Annotated in this window: 14 protein-coding genes; 6 read left to right on the top strand and 8 right to left on the bottom strand. The window is 65.8% G+C overall.

Translation table 11 applies throughout. The features are described 5' to 3' along the window. The 6 genes from GTP44_RS24010 to GTP44_RS24035 form a co-directional block, all read right to left on the bottom strand. Positions 1-485, bottom strand: a 485-nt coding sequence (locus GTP44_RS24010) for a chromate transporter (RefSeq protein ID WP_161021407.1), incomplete at its 3' end; no start/stop codon positions are given. Then, entirely contained in the window at positions 469-1,446 is a 978-nt protein-coding gene (locus tag GTP44_RS24015) for a hypothetical protein (protein ID WP_161021408.1), read from the bottom strand. The genes GTP44_RS24015 and GTP44_RS24010, both read right to left, overlap by 17 nt. A 4-nt stretch (positions 1,447-1,450) precedes the next feature. Then, positions 1,451-2,068, bottom strand: coding sequence for an adenylyl-sulfate kinase (gene cysC, locus GTP44_RS24020; protein WP_161021409.1), 618 nt, complete (start codon positions 2,066-2,068; stop codon positions 1,451-1,453). A 13-nt stretch (positions 2,069-2,081) separates the two neighbouring features. Continuing rightward, the gene (locus tag GTP44_RS24025) at positions 2,082-3,815 is read right to left on the bottom strand and encodes a methyl-accepting chemotaxis protein (protein ID WP_161021410.1); all 1,734 of its coding nucleotides are present in this window, start codon (positions 3,813-3,815) and stop codon (positions 2,082-2,084) included. Between the two features lie 208 nt (positions 3,816-4,023). Next, complete coding sequence (locus GTP44_RS24030; RefSeq protein WP_160992923.1) at positions 4,024-4,611, bottom strand: response regulator transcription factor; 588 nt, start codon at positions 4,609-4,611, stop codon at positions 4,024-4,026. Further along, a complete protein-coding gene (locus tag GTP44_RS24035) occupies positions 4,612-6,618 on the bottom strand; it encodes a PAS domain S-box protein (RefSeq protein WP_161021411.1) in 2,007 nt (668 codons plus the stop codon). It lies immediately after the preceding gene. Between the two features lie 54 nt (positions 6,619-6,672). On the opposite strand from GTP44_RS24035, the gene GTP44_RS24040 reads away from it, so the two are divergent. From GTP44_RS24040 to GTP44_RS27270, 6 genes are all read left to right on the top strand, one after another. Next, a complete protein-coding gene (locus tag GTP44_RS24040; RefSeq protein ID WP_161021412.1) occupies positions 6,673-7,659 on the top strand; it encodes a TRAP transporter substrate-binding protein in 987 nt (328 codons plus the stop codon). A 56-nt stretch (positions 7,660-7,715) separates the two neighbouring features. Next, a complete protein-coding gene (locus tag GTP44_RS24045; protein WP_160992926.1) occupies positions 7,716-8,279 on the top strand; it encodes a TRAP transporter small permease in 564 nt (187 codons plus the stop codon). Beyond that, complete coding sequence (locus tag GTP44_RS24050) at positions 8,276-9,556, top strand: TRAP transporter large permease (RefSeq protein WP_161021413.1); 1,281 nt, start codon at positions 8,276-8,278, stop codon at positions 9,554-9,556. The genes GTP44_RS24045 and GTP44_RS24050 overlap by 4 nt, the downstream gene beginning before the upstream one ends. Before the next feature lie 420 nt (positions 9,557-9,976). Then, positions 9,977-10,498, top strand: coding sequence for a methylated-DNA--[protein]-cysteine S-methyltransferase (locus tag GTP44_RS24055; RefSeq protein WP_160992928.1), 522 nt, complete (start codon positions 9,977-9,979; stop codon positions 10,496-10,498). Next, positions 10,474-11,379 (top strand): site-specific tyrosine recombinase XerD, encoded by a 906-nt coding sequence (xerD, locus tag GTP44_RS24060; protein ID WP_161021414.1) that lies wholly within the window; start codon positions 10,474-10,476, stop codon positions 11,377-11,379. Before GTP44_RS24055 ends, xerD begins: the two co-directional genes overlap by 25 nt. A gap of 54 nt (positions 11,380-11,433) precedes the next feature. Beyond that, positions 11,434-11,610 carry a hypothetical protein gene (locus GTP44_RS27270; protein ID WP_202412955.1) on the top strand — a complete coding sequence of 59 codons (177 nt, stop codon included), beginning with the start codon at positions 11,434-11,436 and terminating at the stop codon, positions 11,608-11,610. A gap of 30 nt (positions 11,611-11,640) precedes the next feature. Here the strand turns inward: GTP44_RS27270 and GTP44_RS24065 are convergent, their stop codons facing one another. Next, the gene (locus GTP44_RS24065) at positions 11,641-14,745 is read right to left on the bottom strand and encodes an efflux RND transporter permease subunit (protein WP_161021415.1); all 3,105 of its coding nucleotides are present in this window, start codon (positions 14,743-14,745) and stop codon (positions 11,641-11,643) included. Between the two features lie 2 nt (positions 14,746-14,747). Then, entirely contained in the window at positions 14,748-15,962 is a 1,215-nt protein-coding gene (locus GTP44_RS24070) for an efflux RND transporter periplasmic adaptor subunit (protein WP_161021416.1), read from the bottom strand. Positions 15,963-16,055 lie beyond the last annotated feature (93 nt).

The following is a 16,055-nucleotide window of genomic DNA, read 5'->3' on the forward strand; positions in this document are numbered from 1 at the left end:
GTCTGGCGCGGGCTGTGCACCGCGCCGCGCCACAGCCGCCAGCCGGCCGCCAGTACGATGGCGACGATGGCCGGACCGACGCCGCGCAGCAGCGGCGCCACCGCGGCGTGCTGGCCGTAACGCAGGTACAGCGTGCCCAGCACGATCATGCACAAGAAAGCCGGCAGCACCGCGCCCAGCAGGGCGACGATGGCGCCGGCGGCGCCACGCAGCCGGTAGCCGGCGTAGGCGGCGACGTTGACCGCCACCGGTCCCGGCAGCACCGAGGCCAGCGCCAGGCCGTCCAGCAGCGCGCTGGCCGGCAGCAGCCGGCGCCGTTCGCACAGCACCTGCTGGGTGACGCCGACCATGGCCATGAAGCCGCCGACGCTGGTGCAGCCGATGCGCAGGAACAGCAGCGCCAACCGGGCCAGGCTGACCGTGGCGGCCGCCGGCGGCTCACAGGCCAGCGCGTCGGGCGCCAGCGCGTCAGGCGGCCTGTTCATGGCCGGGCGTGCCGCTGAAATAGGTGTCGAAACAGGCGATGAAACGCGCCAGCTCGGCCGCCGGCAGACGGTTGACGCCGGCCGCCGCCGCGCGCCCGCCGCCGCCGTCGAACTGCCGGCACAGCGCGCTGGCGCTGTGCGTGGCCGGTTGCGCCGAGCGCACGCTGATGACGTAATCGCCGTCGCGCCGCGTCAGCACCACCGCGCAGCTGGCGCCGGGTGTACTGGCCGCCAGCCGGTTGGCCAGCACGCCGCTGGCGCGCCGCGCCCAGGCTTCGGCCGGCAGCAGGTAGACGCTGTTGCCGTGGCGCTGCCAGTGCGGCGCCAGCCCCTGCAGGCGGGCGCAGTCGTCGCGGTAGCCGGCTTCCAAGCGTTGATACAGCGCGCCATGCACAAAATCGGCTGGCCGCGGGCACACATGCAGGGCCTGGTACAGCGCGGCCGGGGCGATGTGCAGGTCGGCCTCGGTCTCGCCGTAGGCGTTGTAGTTCAGGATGTGGCCCAACTGGGCCAGCGTGGCGCACTCGGCGCTGCCGATGCCGTGCGCTGCCGCCAGCGCGCGCGCCGTCGGCGCCAGATTGTCGCCGAACGCCGCCACCACCGCCCATGGCCGGTGGCGGCCGCCTTGCTGGCGGTCCACCAGCACGCTGGTGCACACGTCCGGCGCGCCGTCATGCACCAGGTGCAGGCCGGGGTGGCTCGGCGCCAGGTCGGCCGAGTGATGGTCGTACCACTGCACGCGGGCGCCGTCGTCGAGCAGGCGGCGCAGCGCGGCGTGGTTGGTGTCCAGCGAGATGTCGAGCACCAGCAGGTCGAGTCCGGGCGCCGGCGGCACCCGTTCGAGCAGCGCGACGTCGCGCTTGACGCCGGTGATCAGCGTGCGCTGCGCCGGCGTGGCCAGGCGCAGCATGTGCAGCGCGCACAGGCCGTCGGCGTCGCCGTTGACGATGTCGTAGCCCATCGGCTCAGCGCAGTCGCGGCGCCATGTGTTGCAGCAGCCGGGTGCAGGCCTCGTCGATGCTCAGCTGGGCGGTGTCGAGCGCCAGCGCCGGCGCCGCCGGCACCTCGTAGGGCGCGCTGACGCCGGTGAACTCGGGGATCAGGCCGGCGCGCGCGCGGCGGTACAGTCCCTTGGGGTCGCGCTCCTCGCACACATTGGGCGCGGTGCTGACGTAGGTTTCGATGAAGCGCTGCTCGCCGATGATGTCGCGCGCCAGCGCGCGGTCGGCCTGCAGCGGCGAGATGAAGGCGCCGATGACGATCAGGCCGGCGTCGTTGAACAGCCGCGCCACCTCGGCGCTGCGGCGGATGTTCTCGCGCCGTTCGGCGGCGCTGAAGCCAAGGTCGCTGTTCAGGTGGTGGCGCAGATTGTCGCCGTCCAGCACGTAGGCCAGGCGGCCGGCGGCGCACAGGCGCCGCTCCAGCGCATAAGCCAGGGTCGACTTGCCCGCACCGCTCAGGCCGGTAAGCCAGATGGTGGCCGGTTGCTGGCCCAGTTGCAGCTGGCGTTCGCCGGCGCTGACGGCGCCGGCATGCCAGAACACTTGCGGCGCGGCGGCCGGCAGGGACTCCAGATTGCCCATGGTGCGCTCCCGTTCAGAATTGTTCCCAGGCCTCGGATTCGGTGGTCTGCGGCGCCGGGCGGTGGGCCAGGCGCGGCGCGGTCTTCGCCGCGGCGGCCTTGGCGGTGACCTTCGGCGCCGCCGCTTTCGGCGCACTCAGTTTGATGGCCGCCGCCGCCGCGATGGCGGGACCGGCCACGCCGCTCAGCTGGAAGGCGCCGACCACCTGGGTCAGGCTGTTGACCTGTTCCTGCATGGCCTGCGCCGCCGCCGCCGCCTCCTCGACCAGCGCGGCGTTCTGCTGGGTGACATCGTCCATCTGGGTCACGGCGTCGTTGATCTGTTCGATGCCGGCGGTCTGTTCCTGGCTGGCCAGCATGATCTCCGACATGATGTCGGTGACGCGCTTGACGCTGACCACCACCTCGCTCATGGTGGCGCCGGCCTGTTCGACCAGCCGGTTGCCGGTCTGCACCTTGTCGACCGAGTCGCCGATCAGCTCCTTGATTTCGCGGGCGGCGGCGGCGCTGCGCTGGGCCAGCGTGCGCACCTCGCTGGCGACCACCGCGAAGCCGCGGCCCTGTTCGCCGGCGCGGGCCGCCTCGACCGCCGCGTTCAGCGCCAGGATGTTGGTCTGGAAGGCGATGCCGTCGATCACCGCGATGATGTCGACGATCTTGTGCGCCGAATGGTCGATGGCGGCCATGGTGTCGACCACCTGCGCCACCACGGCGCCGCCCTTGAGGGCCACGTCCGAGGCCGAGACGGCCAGGCCGTTGGCCTGGCGCGCGCGGTCGGTGTTCAGGCGCACGGTGCTGGTCAGCTCTTCCATCGTGGAGGCGGTTTCCTCCAGCGTGCTGGCCTGCTGCTCGGTGCGCGACGACAGGTCCAGGTTGCCGCTGGCGATCTGGCCGGCGGCGCTGGCGATGGTGTCGCTGCTGGTGTAGACCTGGCCGACGATGTGGGTCAGGCCGTCACGCATGGTCTGCATCGCGTGCAGCAGACTGTGGGCGTCGCCCTGGCGCGGCTGGATCGCCACGGTCAGGTTGCCGGCGGCGATCTCGTGGGCGATCTGCGCCGCCTGCTCCGGTTCGCAGCCCAGCTGGCGGGTCAGGTTGCGGGTGATCAGCCAGGCCGCCACCACGCTGCACAGCAGCGCCAGCGTGCCGGCGATCAGCATCTGCGTGCGCGCCCGGTCGTAGGCTGCCTCGGCCGCCTCTACCTGCTCGGTGTTCTGTTTTTCCTCCAGCGCGATCAGTTCGCGGATCTGCTCCCACCATTTCTTCTGAATCGGCCGGAATTCGTAGCGCAGCAGCTGATAGGCCTGGTCCTGCTGGCCGCCCAGCGCCAGTTGCTGGGTGCGCTCATAGAACGGCGCCGCCAGCTCGCCCTGGGCGCGAATGGCGGCCAGCAGGTTTTTTTCCTCGGCGGCGGTGAGCGCCACGTCGCGGAACATCTTGTCCAGCTTGGCGACGGCGTCGGTGTATTTTTTCTGCTGGTCGGCGATGCGCTTGACTTCGGTCTGGATTTCCTTTTCCTCCTTCAGCAGGATCAGGTTGCGCAGCGCCAGCGCGCGCTCGGTGACGGTCAGGTCGATGGCCTGCGCCAGGCGCATCTCGACATCGTTGATCGAGGTGATCTCGACCATGCGGTCCTGGATCTGCCGCATGCTGTGCAGTCCCAGCAGAATGACGACCAGCAGCAACAGCGAGACGAGGCCAAAACCGATGCCAAGCCGCCTGGCGACGGTCATATTACGCGTAGTCATATTTTTCCCCAATGGTGTGGAATGCGTCCGCCGCATAAGCTTATGCGGCCACGGCATAACCATGTTATGAGGTTTTTGGCGCTGAATTGTCACCATTACTCACTTTCGGCATGCGCGCAACACCTGAAAACAGTGCTTGATGTTGCTGCTTGGAAAGTATATGCTACGCGCGGATGGCCGCGTGGACGCGCGTGGACTGCGGCCCCGACTACTTCAGCAGGCCGGCCAGTTCGACCGCGGTTTTAACCTGCATCTTGTCGAAGATGTGGGCGCGGTGGACTTCGACCGTGCGCATGCTGATGCCCAGCTGGTCGGCCACCACCTTGTTCATTTTGCCGGCCAGGATCAGGTCCAGCACTTCGCGCTCGCGCGTCGACAGCGTCGCCAGGCGGGCGTGGACGGCGGCGGTGGCGCCGGCGCCGCGCGAGCTGGCCAGCGCTTCCTGCACCCGGTCCATCAGCTGGTTGTCGTTGAACGGCTTTTCACAGAAATCGAAGGCGCCGCGTTTGAGCGTGTCGACCGCCATCGGCACGTCGCCGTGGCCGGTCAGGAAAATCACCGGCAGGCGTTGGGCGATGCCGCGCGCCAGCAACTGGTCGAACACCGCCACGCCGTTCATGTCCGGCATGCGCACGTCCAGCAGCACGCAGTCGCCGCCGGCGTCGAACTCGCCCTTGCCGATCTGTTGCAGAAATACGGTGCCCGAGGCGTAGGCGCGCGCCGGGATCGCCCGCGATGTGGCCAGCCAGGTCAGCGCGTCGCGCACGACCGCCTCGTCGTCGACGATATGCAGCATTTATATGGTCTCCTGTTCCGTGGCCGCCGGCAGCACGAAGGTAAATATGGTCCCGCCCTCGGGGTTGGCGCGGAAAGTCAGCGCGCCACCGTGGAATTCTATCGCAGTCCGGCAGATGTTGAGGCCCATTCCCATGCCTTCGGCCTTGGTCGAGAAGAACGGCGAGAACAAACGCTGCGCCACCTCGTCCGGAATGCCGTGCCCCTGGTCGATCACCGCCACGCTGACCTGCTGGGTGTCGGCGTGATGGGCCGCGACCACCTTCAGCAGGCGTCGCTGCGGCTGCACATGCTGCATCGCCTCGATGCCGTTGCGGGTCAGGTTCAGCAGCACCTGCTCGATCATCACCCGGTCGGCGCGCACCGGCGGCAGGTCGGGCGGAATCTCGGTACGGTAGGAAACGTAGCTCTGGCGCGCCTGCAGCTCGATCAGCGCGCGGATGCCGTCCAGCAGCGAGGCGATGGCCACCGCCTGCCGCAGCGGTTCGCGCTTCTTGACGAATTCGTGCACGCTGCGGATGATCTGGCCGGCCCGCTGCGCCTGCGCGCTGGCCTGTTCCAGCGCCGGCTTGAGCAGCGATCGCTCGACCGGGCCGTCGCGCTCCAGCACATTCAGCGCGCCGGTGGTGTAGCTGGAAATGGCGGCCAGCGGCTGGTTCAGCTCATGCGCCAGCATCGAGGCGATCTCGCCCATGGTGGCCAGGCGCGCCGACGCCTGCAGCTTTTCCTGCTGCTGGCGGTTGACTTCCTCGATGCGCTTGCGGTCGGAGATGTCGAGGATGGAGCCCATCCAGCCGGTCTGCCGGCCGTGGTTGTCCACCAGCGGCGCCTCGAACACCAGCACCGGCACCCGTTCGCCGTTGGGGCGCTGGAAGAAGGTCTCGAACTGCGGCGTCACCTTGCCCGCCAACACCGAGGCGAAGCGCGCCTCGTATTCCGACATGGCCTCGGCCGCCCAGTAGGGCATCGGCGGCAGCTTGCCGACGATGTCCTCGGCCGGATAGCCGACGATCTGGCAGAACGCCGGATTGACGTAAGTGATACGGCCCTCCAGGTCGCGCGCGCGCAGACCCGTCACCAGCGAGTTCTCCATCGCCGTGCGGAACGACATCTGCTGGCGCAGCGCGCCCTCGGCCGCCAGCCGTTTGGAGATGTGGCCCCACAGCGCCAGCAGGCTCCAGAGCAGGCCGAGCGACAGCACGATCACCGAGCCGACCAGCAGGTTGGGCAGCAGCTTGGGCGCGCTCTTGACGCTGTCCGTCACCAGCGTGACCGACGCGCCCGGCAGGTCGAGCGCGCGCTTGTGGGTGTAGACGCCGTGGCCCGGCCCGGCCGCCGCGCGGCGCGCCAGCACCTTGTCGTCGCGGTCCACCAGCGAGACCTGATTGTCCTGCGCGAACCACCACGGCACCATTTCGTCGAGCAGGGCGCTGGTCTGGAAGGTGGCCATCAGGTCGCCCAGGTATTCATTGCCGCGGAACAGCGGCACGTGATAGTCCATCAGCACCGCCGCCGGCGCCGCGTTGGCCACCTGGGTTTGCGCCGCGGGCTGGGTGTACATCGGCCGCCGCGTTTTGCGCGTGATCTCGGCGGTCTCGCGCGACAGCGGCGACAGCTCGACCGGATTGGGCAGCGGGTCGCTGCTGGCGGCCAGCGCACCGTCCGGCTTGAGCCACACCACGCGCACCAGCTCCTTGCCGTTCCTTAGCAGGCGCGCCATGCGCTCGTGCAGCTGCTTCGGCGTCAGGTCGCCGGTGGCGATTTCCACCCCCAGCGCGCGCAGACTCTCTTCGTCGCGCGCCATCTGGAAGCGGATGGTTTGCTCGACCCACAGGGTGTCGGCGATCAGTTGTTCCAGCCGCTCGTTGCTCTCCATCTGGCGCGCCTGCCACGGCAGCCAGATCAGGATGGCGAGAAAAAACAACACCAGCATGATGGGCAGCAGCCAGCGCAGCGAGGTGCTGGAAAGAGGCCGACGCGGCGGCGCGTTAGAATAAGATGACGTCATGATGCGATTGGTTCAGAATACGTCAGTGTAACTTTAAACCCTACAGGAGACCTCATGAAACTGAAATACGCCCTGCTCGTCCTGAGCGCCGCCTTGAGCTTCAACGCATCGGCCCAGGCGCCGATCGTCATCAAATTCAGCCATGTGGTCGCCACCGACACGCCGAAAGGCCAGGCAGCGGAGCGTTTCAAACAGCTCGCCGAGAAGGCCACCAATGGCCGCGTCAAGGTCGAGGTGTATCCGAACAGCCAGCTGTACAAGGACAAGGAAGAACTGGAGGCGCTGCAGCTGGGCGCGGTGCAGATGCTGGCGCCATCGCTGGCCAAATTCGGCCCGCTGGGCGTGAAGGAGTTCGAGGTGTTCGACCTGCCGTACATCTTCCCGTCCAAGGCCGCGCTGTATAACGTGACCGAGGGCGAGATCGGCAAGTCGCTGCTGAAGAAGCTGGAGCCGAAGGGCATCACCGGCCTGGCCTACTGGGACAACGGCTTCAAGGTGATGTCGGCCAACAAGCCGCTGCGCACCCCGGCCGACTTCCGCGGCCTGAAGATGCGCATCCAGTCGTCCAAGGTGCTGGACGCGCAGATGCGCGCGCTGGGCGCCAACCCGCAGGTGCTGGCGTTCTCCGAGGTGTATCAGGCGTTGCAGACCGGGGTGGTGGACGGCACCGAGAATCCGCCGTCGAATATGTACACGCAGAAGATGCACGAGGTGCAGAAGTACGTCACCGTCTCCAACCACGGCTATCTGGGCTACGCGGTGATCGTCAACAAGAAATTCTGGGACGGTCTGCCGGCCGACATCCGCACGGCGCTGGACCAGGCGATGAAGGACGCCACCACGTTCGAGAAAGCCATCGCCCAGCGCGACAACGACCTGGCGCTCGAAGCGATCAAGAAAACCGGCAAGACCGAGGTCTACATGCTCAACGCCCAGCAACAGGCGGAGTGGCGCAAGGCCCTGCTGCCGGTGCAGACGCAGATGGAAAGCCGCATCGGCGCCGGCCTGATCTCGGCGATCAATAAACAAGCGGGTAAATAAACTTGCCGGCGGGGCGGCGCAAGACCGTCCCGCGATCCACAATCTGGAGACCAACCATGAAATTCCTCGATCATCTCGAAGAATGGCTTATCGCGTCCCTGATGGCCGCCGCGACCCTGCTGATTTTTGTCGCGGTGATTCACCGCTACCTGTCTGGATTACCCATCCCCGGCCTGCAGGACCACCTGCTGCAAATGAACCTGAGCTGGACGCAGGAGGCCTGCATCTACATGTTTGTGTGGATGGCCAAGTTCGGCGCGGCGTACGGTGTGCGCACCGGCATCCACGTCGGCGTCGATGTGCTGATCAACCGCCTGCGCACGCCGGCGCGCAACAAGTTTATCGTCTTCGGCCTGCTGGCCGGCGCACTGTTCACCGGCATCGTCGGCACGCTGGGCGCCAGCTTCGTGTGGGAGATCGGTCACACCGAACAGACCTCGGCCGATCTGGAGCTGCCGATGTGGATCGTCTACCTGGCGGTGCCGGCGGGATCGTACCTGATGTGCTTCCGCTTCCTGCAGGTGATGCTGACCTTCCTGCGCACCGGCGAGCTGCCCAAGCATGACCATGCCCACGTCGAGGGGCTGGACGAGGAACTGGAACAAGGAGCCAAGGCATGAACGCGCTGATCATTTTCGTGCTGCTGCTGACGCTGATGCTGACCGGGATGCCGATCTCGATCTCGCTCGGCCTGACGGTGCTGACCTTCCTGTTCACCATGACCACGGTGCCGATCGAATCGGTGGCGCTGAAGCTGTTCACCGGCATCGAGAAGTTCGAGATCATGGCGATACCGTTCTTTATCCTGGCCGGCAATTTCCTCACGCATGGCGGCGTGGCGCGGCGCATGATCAACTTCGCCAGTTCGATGGTCGGCCACTGGCACGGCGGTCTGGCGCTGGCCGGCGTGATGGCCTGCGCGCTGTTCGCCGCCGTGTCCGGCTCGTCACCGGCGACGGTGGTGGCGATCGGCTCGATCATCCTGCCGGCCATGGTGCGCCAGGGCTATCCGAAACGCTTCGGCGCCGGCGTCATCACCACCTCGGGCGCGCTCGGCATCCTGATTCCGCCGTCGATCGTGATGGTGATGTATTCGGTGACCACCAACACCTCGGTCGGCAAGCTGTTCATGGCCGGCGTGGTGCCCGGCCTGATGTTGGCCTTTCTGCTGGGGCTGACCACCTGGTATCTGGCGCGCAAGCACGGCTATCCGCGCATGGCCAAGGCCAGCTGGGGCGAGCGCTGGGCCACGTTCCGCAAGAGCGCCTGGGGGCTGCTGCTGATCGTCATCGTCATGGGCGGCATCTACACCGGCATGTTCACGCCGACCGAGGCGGCGGCGGTGTCGGCGGTGTACGCCTTCGTCATCGCCGTGTTCGTGTACAAGGACCTGAAACTGCGGCAGGTGGGCAAGGTGCTGCTGGACTCGGCGGCGATGTCGGCCATGCTGCTCTACATCATCACCAACGCCGTGCTGTTCTCGTTCCTGATGACCAGCGAGAACATCCCGCAGATGATGGCCGAATGGATCACCGGCCAGGGCCTGGGCGTGATCACCTTCCTGCTGGTGGTGAACATCCTGCTGCTGTTGGCCGGCAATGTGATGGAGCCGTCGTCGATCGTGCTGATCATGGCGCCCATCCTGTTCCCGGTGGCGATGAAGCTGGGCATCGACCCGATCCACTTCGGCATCCTGATCGTGGTGAACATGGAGGTCGGCATGTGCCATCCGCCGGTCGGCCTGAACCTGTATGTGGCGTCCGGCATCACCAAAATGGGGATCACCGAACTGACCATCGCGGTGTGGCCGTGGCTGCTCACGATGCTGGCGTTTTTGGTGGCGATCACCTACATACCACAAATTTCGCTGTGGTTGCCAAATTTGATTTACTCTTAAAGTAGTTGCCGGCGACGGTAGAAAAAAGTTGAGAAAAAGCTTAACGAATACGTTATGATGGCGTCGCTCTCAGGGAAACATGCATAACGATATGCGTCCCGCAAGGAAGCCAGAATTGTAGGTGGGGAGTGTGTAGAGAAACGGTAACGAATACCGGCGATAGAACGAGGAGACACACGTTTTACAGAATGTCGCTGTCATAGGGTCTGCAGGCCGCCACAAGCGTGCCACGGAACCAGACAAGTGACCGGGAACGTGCAGCAGGATTTGAAAACGCACCTGAGGGTGCGTTTTTTTTCGCCCAGAGCATTTACAATGCCTCCGGCGTGGCTGCTTTTGCTGTAGTAACGATGCAACATTGTGGTGCAAACAAACAACAGTAACGCCGGTCAACGACCTTTTTTGGTGCAAGTAACTGTGATGAAAATACAACATGGCAAGTCGCTGTTTGCCGCCGTCGCGGCTTTCCCGTTTGGCAATCTGGGCGTGCGGACGGCCGGCGGTCTGATTACCGAGCTGTGCTATCTGCCACCTCAATTTGAGCTCCAGGCGGCGCAGGACGCCGCCGCCGAACTGGCCGTGTACCAGGTCGGCCAATACTGCGCGGATGCGGATTTTTCGTTCACGCTGCCGCTGAAGCGCGCCGGCACCGCCTTCCAGCAGCAAGTGTGGGACGCGCTGGCGTCGATTCCGCGCGGCAGCACGCGCACCTATGGCGAGCTGGCCAAGCACCTGGGCTCGGCGCCGCGCGCGGTCGGGCAGGCGTGCGGCGCCAACGGGTTCCCGGTGGTGGTGCCGTGCCACCGTGTCACCGCCGCCAGCGGCCTGGGCGGCTTCTCCAACAGCGACGACCCCAACGGCTACCTGCTGGGCATCAAGCGCTGGCTGTTGGCGCATGAAGGATCAAAAGAATACGCATGGCAGCAGACAACCTTGCTCTGATCGACGAGTTCTGCGACAGCTTGTGGCTGGAGGACGGGCTGTCGAAGAACACACTGGAAGCCTACCGGCGCGACATGCGGCTGTTCGCCGCGTGGCTGGAGAAGACGCGGCCGCAGGTCGGCGGCCTGCTGGCCGTGGCGGCGCACGACATCCAGGGTTACATCGCCGCGCGCCATCAGGACAGCGGCAAGGCCACCTCGTCCAACCGGCGGCTGTCGGTGATCAAGCGGTTTTACCAGATGCTGCTGCGGCAGCGGCGCATCACCGCCGACCCGAGCCTGAAGCTGGTGTCGGCCAGGCAGCCGCAGCGCTTTGTGCACACGCTGAGCGAAGCGCAGGTGGAGGCCTTGCTGGCCGCGCCCGATGTCAACACACCGCTCGGGCTGCGCGACCGCACCATGCTGGAGCTGATGTACGCCAGCGGCCTGCGGGTGTCGGAACTGGTCGAGCTGAAGATGCTGGAACTGAGCCTGAACGACGGCGTGCTGCGCGTGACCGGCAAGGGCGCGAAAACGCGGCTGGTACCGTTCGGCCAGCAGGCGCGGGTGTGGATCGAGCGCTACGTCAAAGACGCGCGCGGCGTCATCCTCAACGGCCAGCAGGACGACGCGCTGTTCGTCACCGGGCGCGGGGCCGGCATGACGCGGCAAATGTTCTGGGTCCTGATCAAAAAGCACGCGCTGAAGGCCGACATCACGGTGCCGCTGTCGCCGCACACCTTGCGCCACGCGTTTGCCACGCATTTGCTGAACCACGGCGCCGACCTGCGTGTTGTTCAATTACTACTGGGGCACTCGGATATTTCAACCACACAAATCTACACGCACGTGGCGCGCGAGCGTTTAAAGCATTTGCATGCGCAACATCATCCTCGCGGTTGAGCAACTTGGTACATAATGTGGCCTGTGCAGTGCAACGCTTTAAAGGAGCAACAAATGGCAAAAACAAACTTTGCATATGAAAAGCGGCAGCGCGAGTTGGAAAAGAAGAAAAAGCAGGAAGAGAAAAACCGGCGCAAGGCCGAGTTGAAGAACAATCCCGGCCTGGCCGAGGAAAATGAGGCCGACATCGCCGAAGGCGAACCCTCCGGCCTCGCTCCCGACAACGAATAAAAACCCGGTGTCAGGTCTGACACCGGGTTTTTAGGCGACTTCGCGCAGCGTTGGTTCTTCGGCGTGCTGGCCTTTGAACCAGCGGGTGGCGCGTTTGCCCCAGTTGTCGAGGTAGGTGTAGGCGACCGGCACCACCACCAGCGTCAGCAGCGTGGAGGTGAGCACGCCGCCAATCACCGCGCGCCCCATCGGCGCTTGCGTCTCGCCGCCTTCGCCCATGCCTATCGCCATCGGCAACATGCCGAAGATCATCGCCAGCGTGGTCATCAGGATGGGCCGCAGCCGCACCTGGCCGGCGTTCATGATGGCTTCCAGCTGGCCCTGGCCGGCTTTTTGCGCGTGGTTGGTGAAGTCCACCAGCAGGATGGCGTTTTTGGTCACCAGCCCCATCAGCATGATGAAGCCGATCACCGAGAAGATGTTCAGCGTGCTGCCGGTCACCAGCAGCGCCACCAGTACGCCGATCAGCGACAGCGGCAGCGACATCATGATCGCCACCGGCTGCAGGAAGCTGCCGAATTGCGACGCCAGCACCAGGTAGATGAAGATCACCGCGATGCCCAGCGCGATCATCGCCGAGGTCATCGACTCTTGCATGTTCTGCGCGTTGCCGCCGACGTCGAAGCGCACGCCGGCCGGCAGCGCGATCTCTTTCATGGCTTGCTGGACTTCGCGGTCGACGTCGCCACCCGGACGGCCTTCGGTGCTGGCGTACACCGCCACGCGGCGTTGCAGCGCCTGGCGCTTCAGCACTTGCGGGCTGAACGCCGGCACGAAGTCCACCACCTGGCGCAACGGCACCATCAGCGGACGGCCATCCGGCCCCAGCTTGCTCGACGCCAGCGCCAGGTCGGCCAGGTCGGTCACTTTCTGGCGCCCGGATTTCGGCAGCTGCACGTTGACTTCGTAGTTCTGGCCGTCGGCGGCCAGGAAGTGCGAGGTGGTGTCGCCGGCGACGAACGGCCGCAGCGCGGTGCCGATCTGCTGCGTGGTCAGTCCCAGGTCGCTGGCCAGCTCGTTGTTGATCTTGATGTTGGTCGACGGGTTGGCGCCTTCCTGGCTGTATTCCAGATCGACCAGCCCTTTGATCTTGCGCATCTTGTCCATCAGCCGGTGCGCGACGTCATCCAGCTTGGCTTCGTCGGTGCCGAGAATGGCGATGAAGATCGGCTTCATGCCGGCCGTCAGCGTGATGCCGGCGATCTGGTTCAGACGCGCGCGGATCGCCGCCTCCATCTGCTGCTGCGTGCGCCGCGGGTGCAGCGTGCGGTCCTTGAGCTTGATGTCGATCTGCGCCGTGTTGCGGCCGTCCCAGGTGCCGACCACGGTGATGACGCTGTGGATTTCCGGGAACGCCTTCAGCGCCGCTTCGACCTGATGCACCTTGTTGTCGGTGTAGTCCAGGCTGGAGCCAACCGGAGTCTTGACCAGGAAGTTGACCCAGCCGTTGTCCTGCTCCGGCATCATCTCGCCGCCGATTTTCGGCACCAGCAGCAGGCTGCCGGCGAACAGCGCGAAGGCCAGCAGCAGCGTGCTCTTCTTCCAGCGCAGCGCCAGTCCCAGCACTTTGCCGTAGACCACGTGCAGCCAGTCGATGCCGCCTTCCAGCCAGTGCATCAAGCGGCCCAGCCACGGCACATACTTGAAGCGGTCCTGGACCGGGTCCGGCCACACCGACGACAGCATCGGGTCCAGCGTGAACGAGACGAACAGCGACACCAGCACCGCCACCGCCACCGTGATGCCGAATTGCAGGAAGAAGCGACCGATGATGCCGTCCATGAACGCCACCGGAATGAACACGGCGACGATGGCGAAGGTGGTGGCCATCACCGCCAGGCCGATTTCGTTGGTGCCGTCCGCCGCCGCCTGGTGGTGGTTCTTGCCCATGCCGAGGTGGCGCACGATGTTCTCGCGCACCACGATGGCGTCGTCGATCAGCAGGCCGATGCACAGCGACAGCGCCATCAAGGTCAGGAAGTTCAGCGTGAAGCCGAAGGCTTTCATGGCGATGAAGCTGGCCAGCACCGAGATCGGCAGCGTCAGCCCGGTGATGATGGTCGAGCGCCACGAGTGCAGGAACAGGAATACGATCACCATTGTCAGCAGCGCGCCTTCGATGATGGTTTTCTTGACGTTGTCGAGTTGCGCCTGCACCTTGGTCGACTCGTCGTTCAGCACCGCGACCTGGATGTCGGCCGGCAGCGTCTTCTTCAACTCGGCGGCGACTTGCTGGATGCGGCGACCGACTTCGACCACGTTGGCGTCCTGCACCTTGGTGATGTCGAGCGTGACGGCGCGCTGGCCGTCGATGCGCGATATCGACAGTTCTTCCTGCGCGCCGTCCTCCACCGTGGCCACCTGTTCCAGGTAGACCGGGCCGTTGGCGCGGCGCGCGACGATGATTTTGTTGAAGTCGCGCGGGTGCTTCATCTTGCCTTCGACGCGCACCAGCCGTTCGCTGGCGCCGTAGCTGATGAAGCCGGCCGGCAGGTTGGCGTTGGTGTTCTGGATCGCGGCCAGCACCTCGTCGACGCCGACCGCCTGCGCGGTCAGGTCGTTGGGGCGCAGCTGGATCAGGATCTGGCGCGCCGTCATGCCGTTGACGCGCACCTGGCCGACCCCGGCCACGCCCTGGAAGCGCTTGGCGATGACCTGGTCGGCCAGGGTGGACAGGTCGCGCAGCGAGTGCTCGCTGGCGGTCAGGCCGATCTGCGCGATGGGGCGCGCGTTCTCGCCCTCGAAGCGCACGATGAACGGGTCCTTGGCCTCGCGCGGGAAGCGCGGGCGCACCTGCGCCACCTTGTCGCGCAAGTCCTGCATGGCGCGGTCCATGTCGGTCGACAGTTCGAAGTCGATGTAGACGCCGCCGCGGCCTTCCCACGAGTTGGCGCGCAGCGTCTTGATGCCGCTGACGGTGTTGACCGCTTCCTCGATCGGGCGGGTGATGTCGTTCTCCACCGCCTCCGGCGAGGCGCCCGGATACTGCACCTCGATGGCGGCGCCGGGAATGTCGACGTTGGGCATGGCCTCCAGTCCCAGGCCGCGATAGGAGAACAGGCCCAGCACCATCAGCGCCACCATCACCATGGTGGCGAACACCGGATTCTGAATGCTGACTTTAGTAATCCACATGCTCAGCCCTTCGACGGTTCGGCGGCCTTGGCCTGCGCCGCTGGCGGCAGCTTGACGGCGGCGCCCGGTTTCAGGCTGTCCAGCCGCGAGACGATCACGTGCGCGCCCTGCGTCAGGCCGTCGTGTACTTCGGCGTAGCCTTCCTCCTCGTTGCGCAGGCCGATCCGGACCGGCTGCGCCAGCAGCTTGCCCTGTTCCACCTTGTAGACGATCTGCCGGCCTTGCTTGTCGGTGCGCAGCGCGGCCAGCGGCACCACCGGCGCCACCGGCGAACGGTCGGTGACGATGGCGCCCTTGGCGAACATGCCGGCGCGCAGCGCGCTGTCGTCGTTGCCGACGGTGATGTAGACCAGCATCGCCCGCGAGCCCGCCTCGGTCGACGGGTTGATGCGCGCCACCTGGCCGTGGAAGTCGCGCTGGGCGAAACCGTCGACGCGGAAGCGCACATCCTGCCCCACCTTCACGCGCGGAATTTCGGCGGCCGGCACCTGCGCTTCGAGGATCAGTTGCGACAGGTTGACGATGCTGTACACCGGCATGTCGGGCGACAGCTTTTCGCCGGCCTGCACGTGGCGTTTGCTGATGACGCCGTCGATCGGCGCCTTGATCACGCCGTCGTTGAGGGCGATGCGCGCCAGTTCCACCATGGCCGTGGCCGACTTGACGTTGGCGCGCGCCAGATCGACCGTGTTCTGCGTCGAGTCATAGGCGTTTTGCGAGATGTATTTCTGCGTCAGCAGGGCCTGGCTGTTGGTTTCGTTCTTGCTGGCCATGGCCAGCTTGGCCTGGGCTTCGTCCAGTTGCGCCTGCTGTTGTTGCAGGCGCGCGCGCAGGTCGGCCTGGTCGACCCGCGCCAGCACCTGGCCGGCGTGCACCGCCATGCCTTCCTGCACGGTGGTCGCTTCCACCACGCCGGAGACCTTGGACTTGATGGTGGCCGAACTCAGCGGCGCCAGCGAGCCGGACAGGGGCAGGCTGACCGCCAGCGAACGGGCGTCGACGGCGGCGATGTCGCCGGTGGAGAGTTCGTAGATGTCTTGCTTTTCGGCGGCGGCGGTGGCGGCGCCGGGCTTGGGGGCGGGCGTGGTGTCGCTGTTGCCGCGCAGGACGGTCCAGCCGCCGGCGATGGCGAGCACCACCAGCGCGACCGCCGGCAGGCGCCAGTTGCGCGCGCGCTGGGTCGGGTGTGATGTCGGGGGCAAGGTTTTTATTTTCATATCGTTTTTCTGGCCTGAAGGGAACTGCGCATGGTGATACTTTAGGGCGTTCCAAGTGTTGCGGCCACAGAAATGCGATAAGCGGTGAAAAAC

This window comes from Duganella lactea (assembly GCF_009857505.1).
GTDB lineage: Bacteria > Pseudomonadota > Gammaproteobacteria > Burkholderiales > Burkholderiaceae_D > Rugamonas > Rugamonas lactea.

What these genes read in the sequence shown, in the direction of transcription:
- GTP44_RS24015 (WP_161021408.1), bottom strand. Translation starts at nt 1,446, where the DNA reads ATGGGCTACGACATCGTCAACGGCGACGCCGACGGCCTGTGCGCGCTG.
- cysC (WP_161021409.1), bottom strand. Translation starts at nt 2,068, where the DNA reads ATGGGCAATCTGGAGTCCCTGCCGGCCGCCGCGCCGCAAGTGTTCTGG.
- GTP44_RS24025 (WP_161021410.1), bottom strand. Translation starts at nt 3,815, where the DNA reads ATGACTACGCGTAATATGACCGTCGCCAGGCGGCTTGGCATCGGTTTT.
- GTP44_RS24030 (WP_160992923.1), bottom strand. Translation starts at nt 4,611, where the DNA reads ATGCTGCATATCGTCGACGACGAGGCGGTCGTGCGCGACGCGCTGACC.
- GTP44_RS24035 (WP_161021411.1), bottom strand. Translation starts at nt 6,618, where the DNA reads ATGACGTCATCTTATTCTAACGCGCCGCCGCGTCGGCCTCTTTCCAGC.
- GTP44_RS24040 (WP_161021412.1), top strand. Translation starts at nt 6,673, where the DNA reads ATGAAACTGAAATACGCCCTGCTCGTCCTGAGCGCCGCCTTGAGCTTC.
- GTP44_RS24045 (WP_160992926.1), top strand. Translation starts at nt 7,716, where the DNA reads ATGAAATTCCTCGATCATCTCGAAGAATGGCTTATCGCGTCCCTGATG.
- GTP44_RS24050 (WP_161021413.1), top strand. Translation starts at nt 8,276, where the DNA reads ATGAACGCGCTGATCATTTTCGTGCTGCTGCTGACGCTGATGCTGACC.
- GTP44_RS24055 (WP_160992928.1), top strand. Translation starts at nt 9,977, where the DNA reads ATGAAAATACAACATGGCAAGTCGCTGTTTGCCGCCGTCGCGGCTTTC.
- xerD (WP_161021414.1), top strand. Translation starts at nt 10,474, where the DNA reads ATGGCAGCAGACAACCTTGCTCTGATCGACGAGTTCTGCGACAGCTTG.
- GTP44_RS27270 (WP_202412955.1), top strand. Translation starts at nt 11,434, where the DNA reads ATGGCAAAAACAAACTTTGCATATGAAAAGCGGCAGCGCGAGTTGGAA.
- GTP44_RS24065 (WP_161021415.1), bottom strand. Translation starts at nt 14,745, where the DNA reads ATGTGGATTACTAAAGTCAGCATTCAGAATCCGGTGTTCGCCACCATG.
- GTP44_RS24070 (WP_161021416.1), bottom strand. Translation starts at nt 15,962, where the DNA reads ATGAAAATAAAAACCTTGCCCCCGACATCACACCCGACCCAGCGCGCG.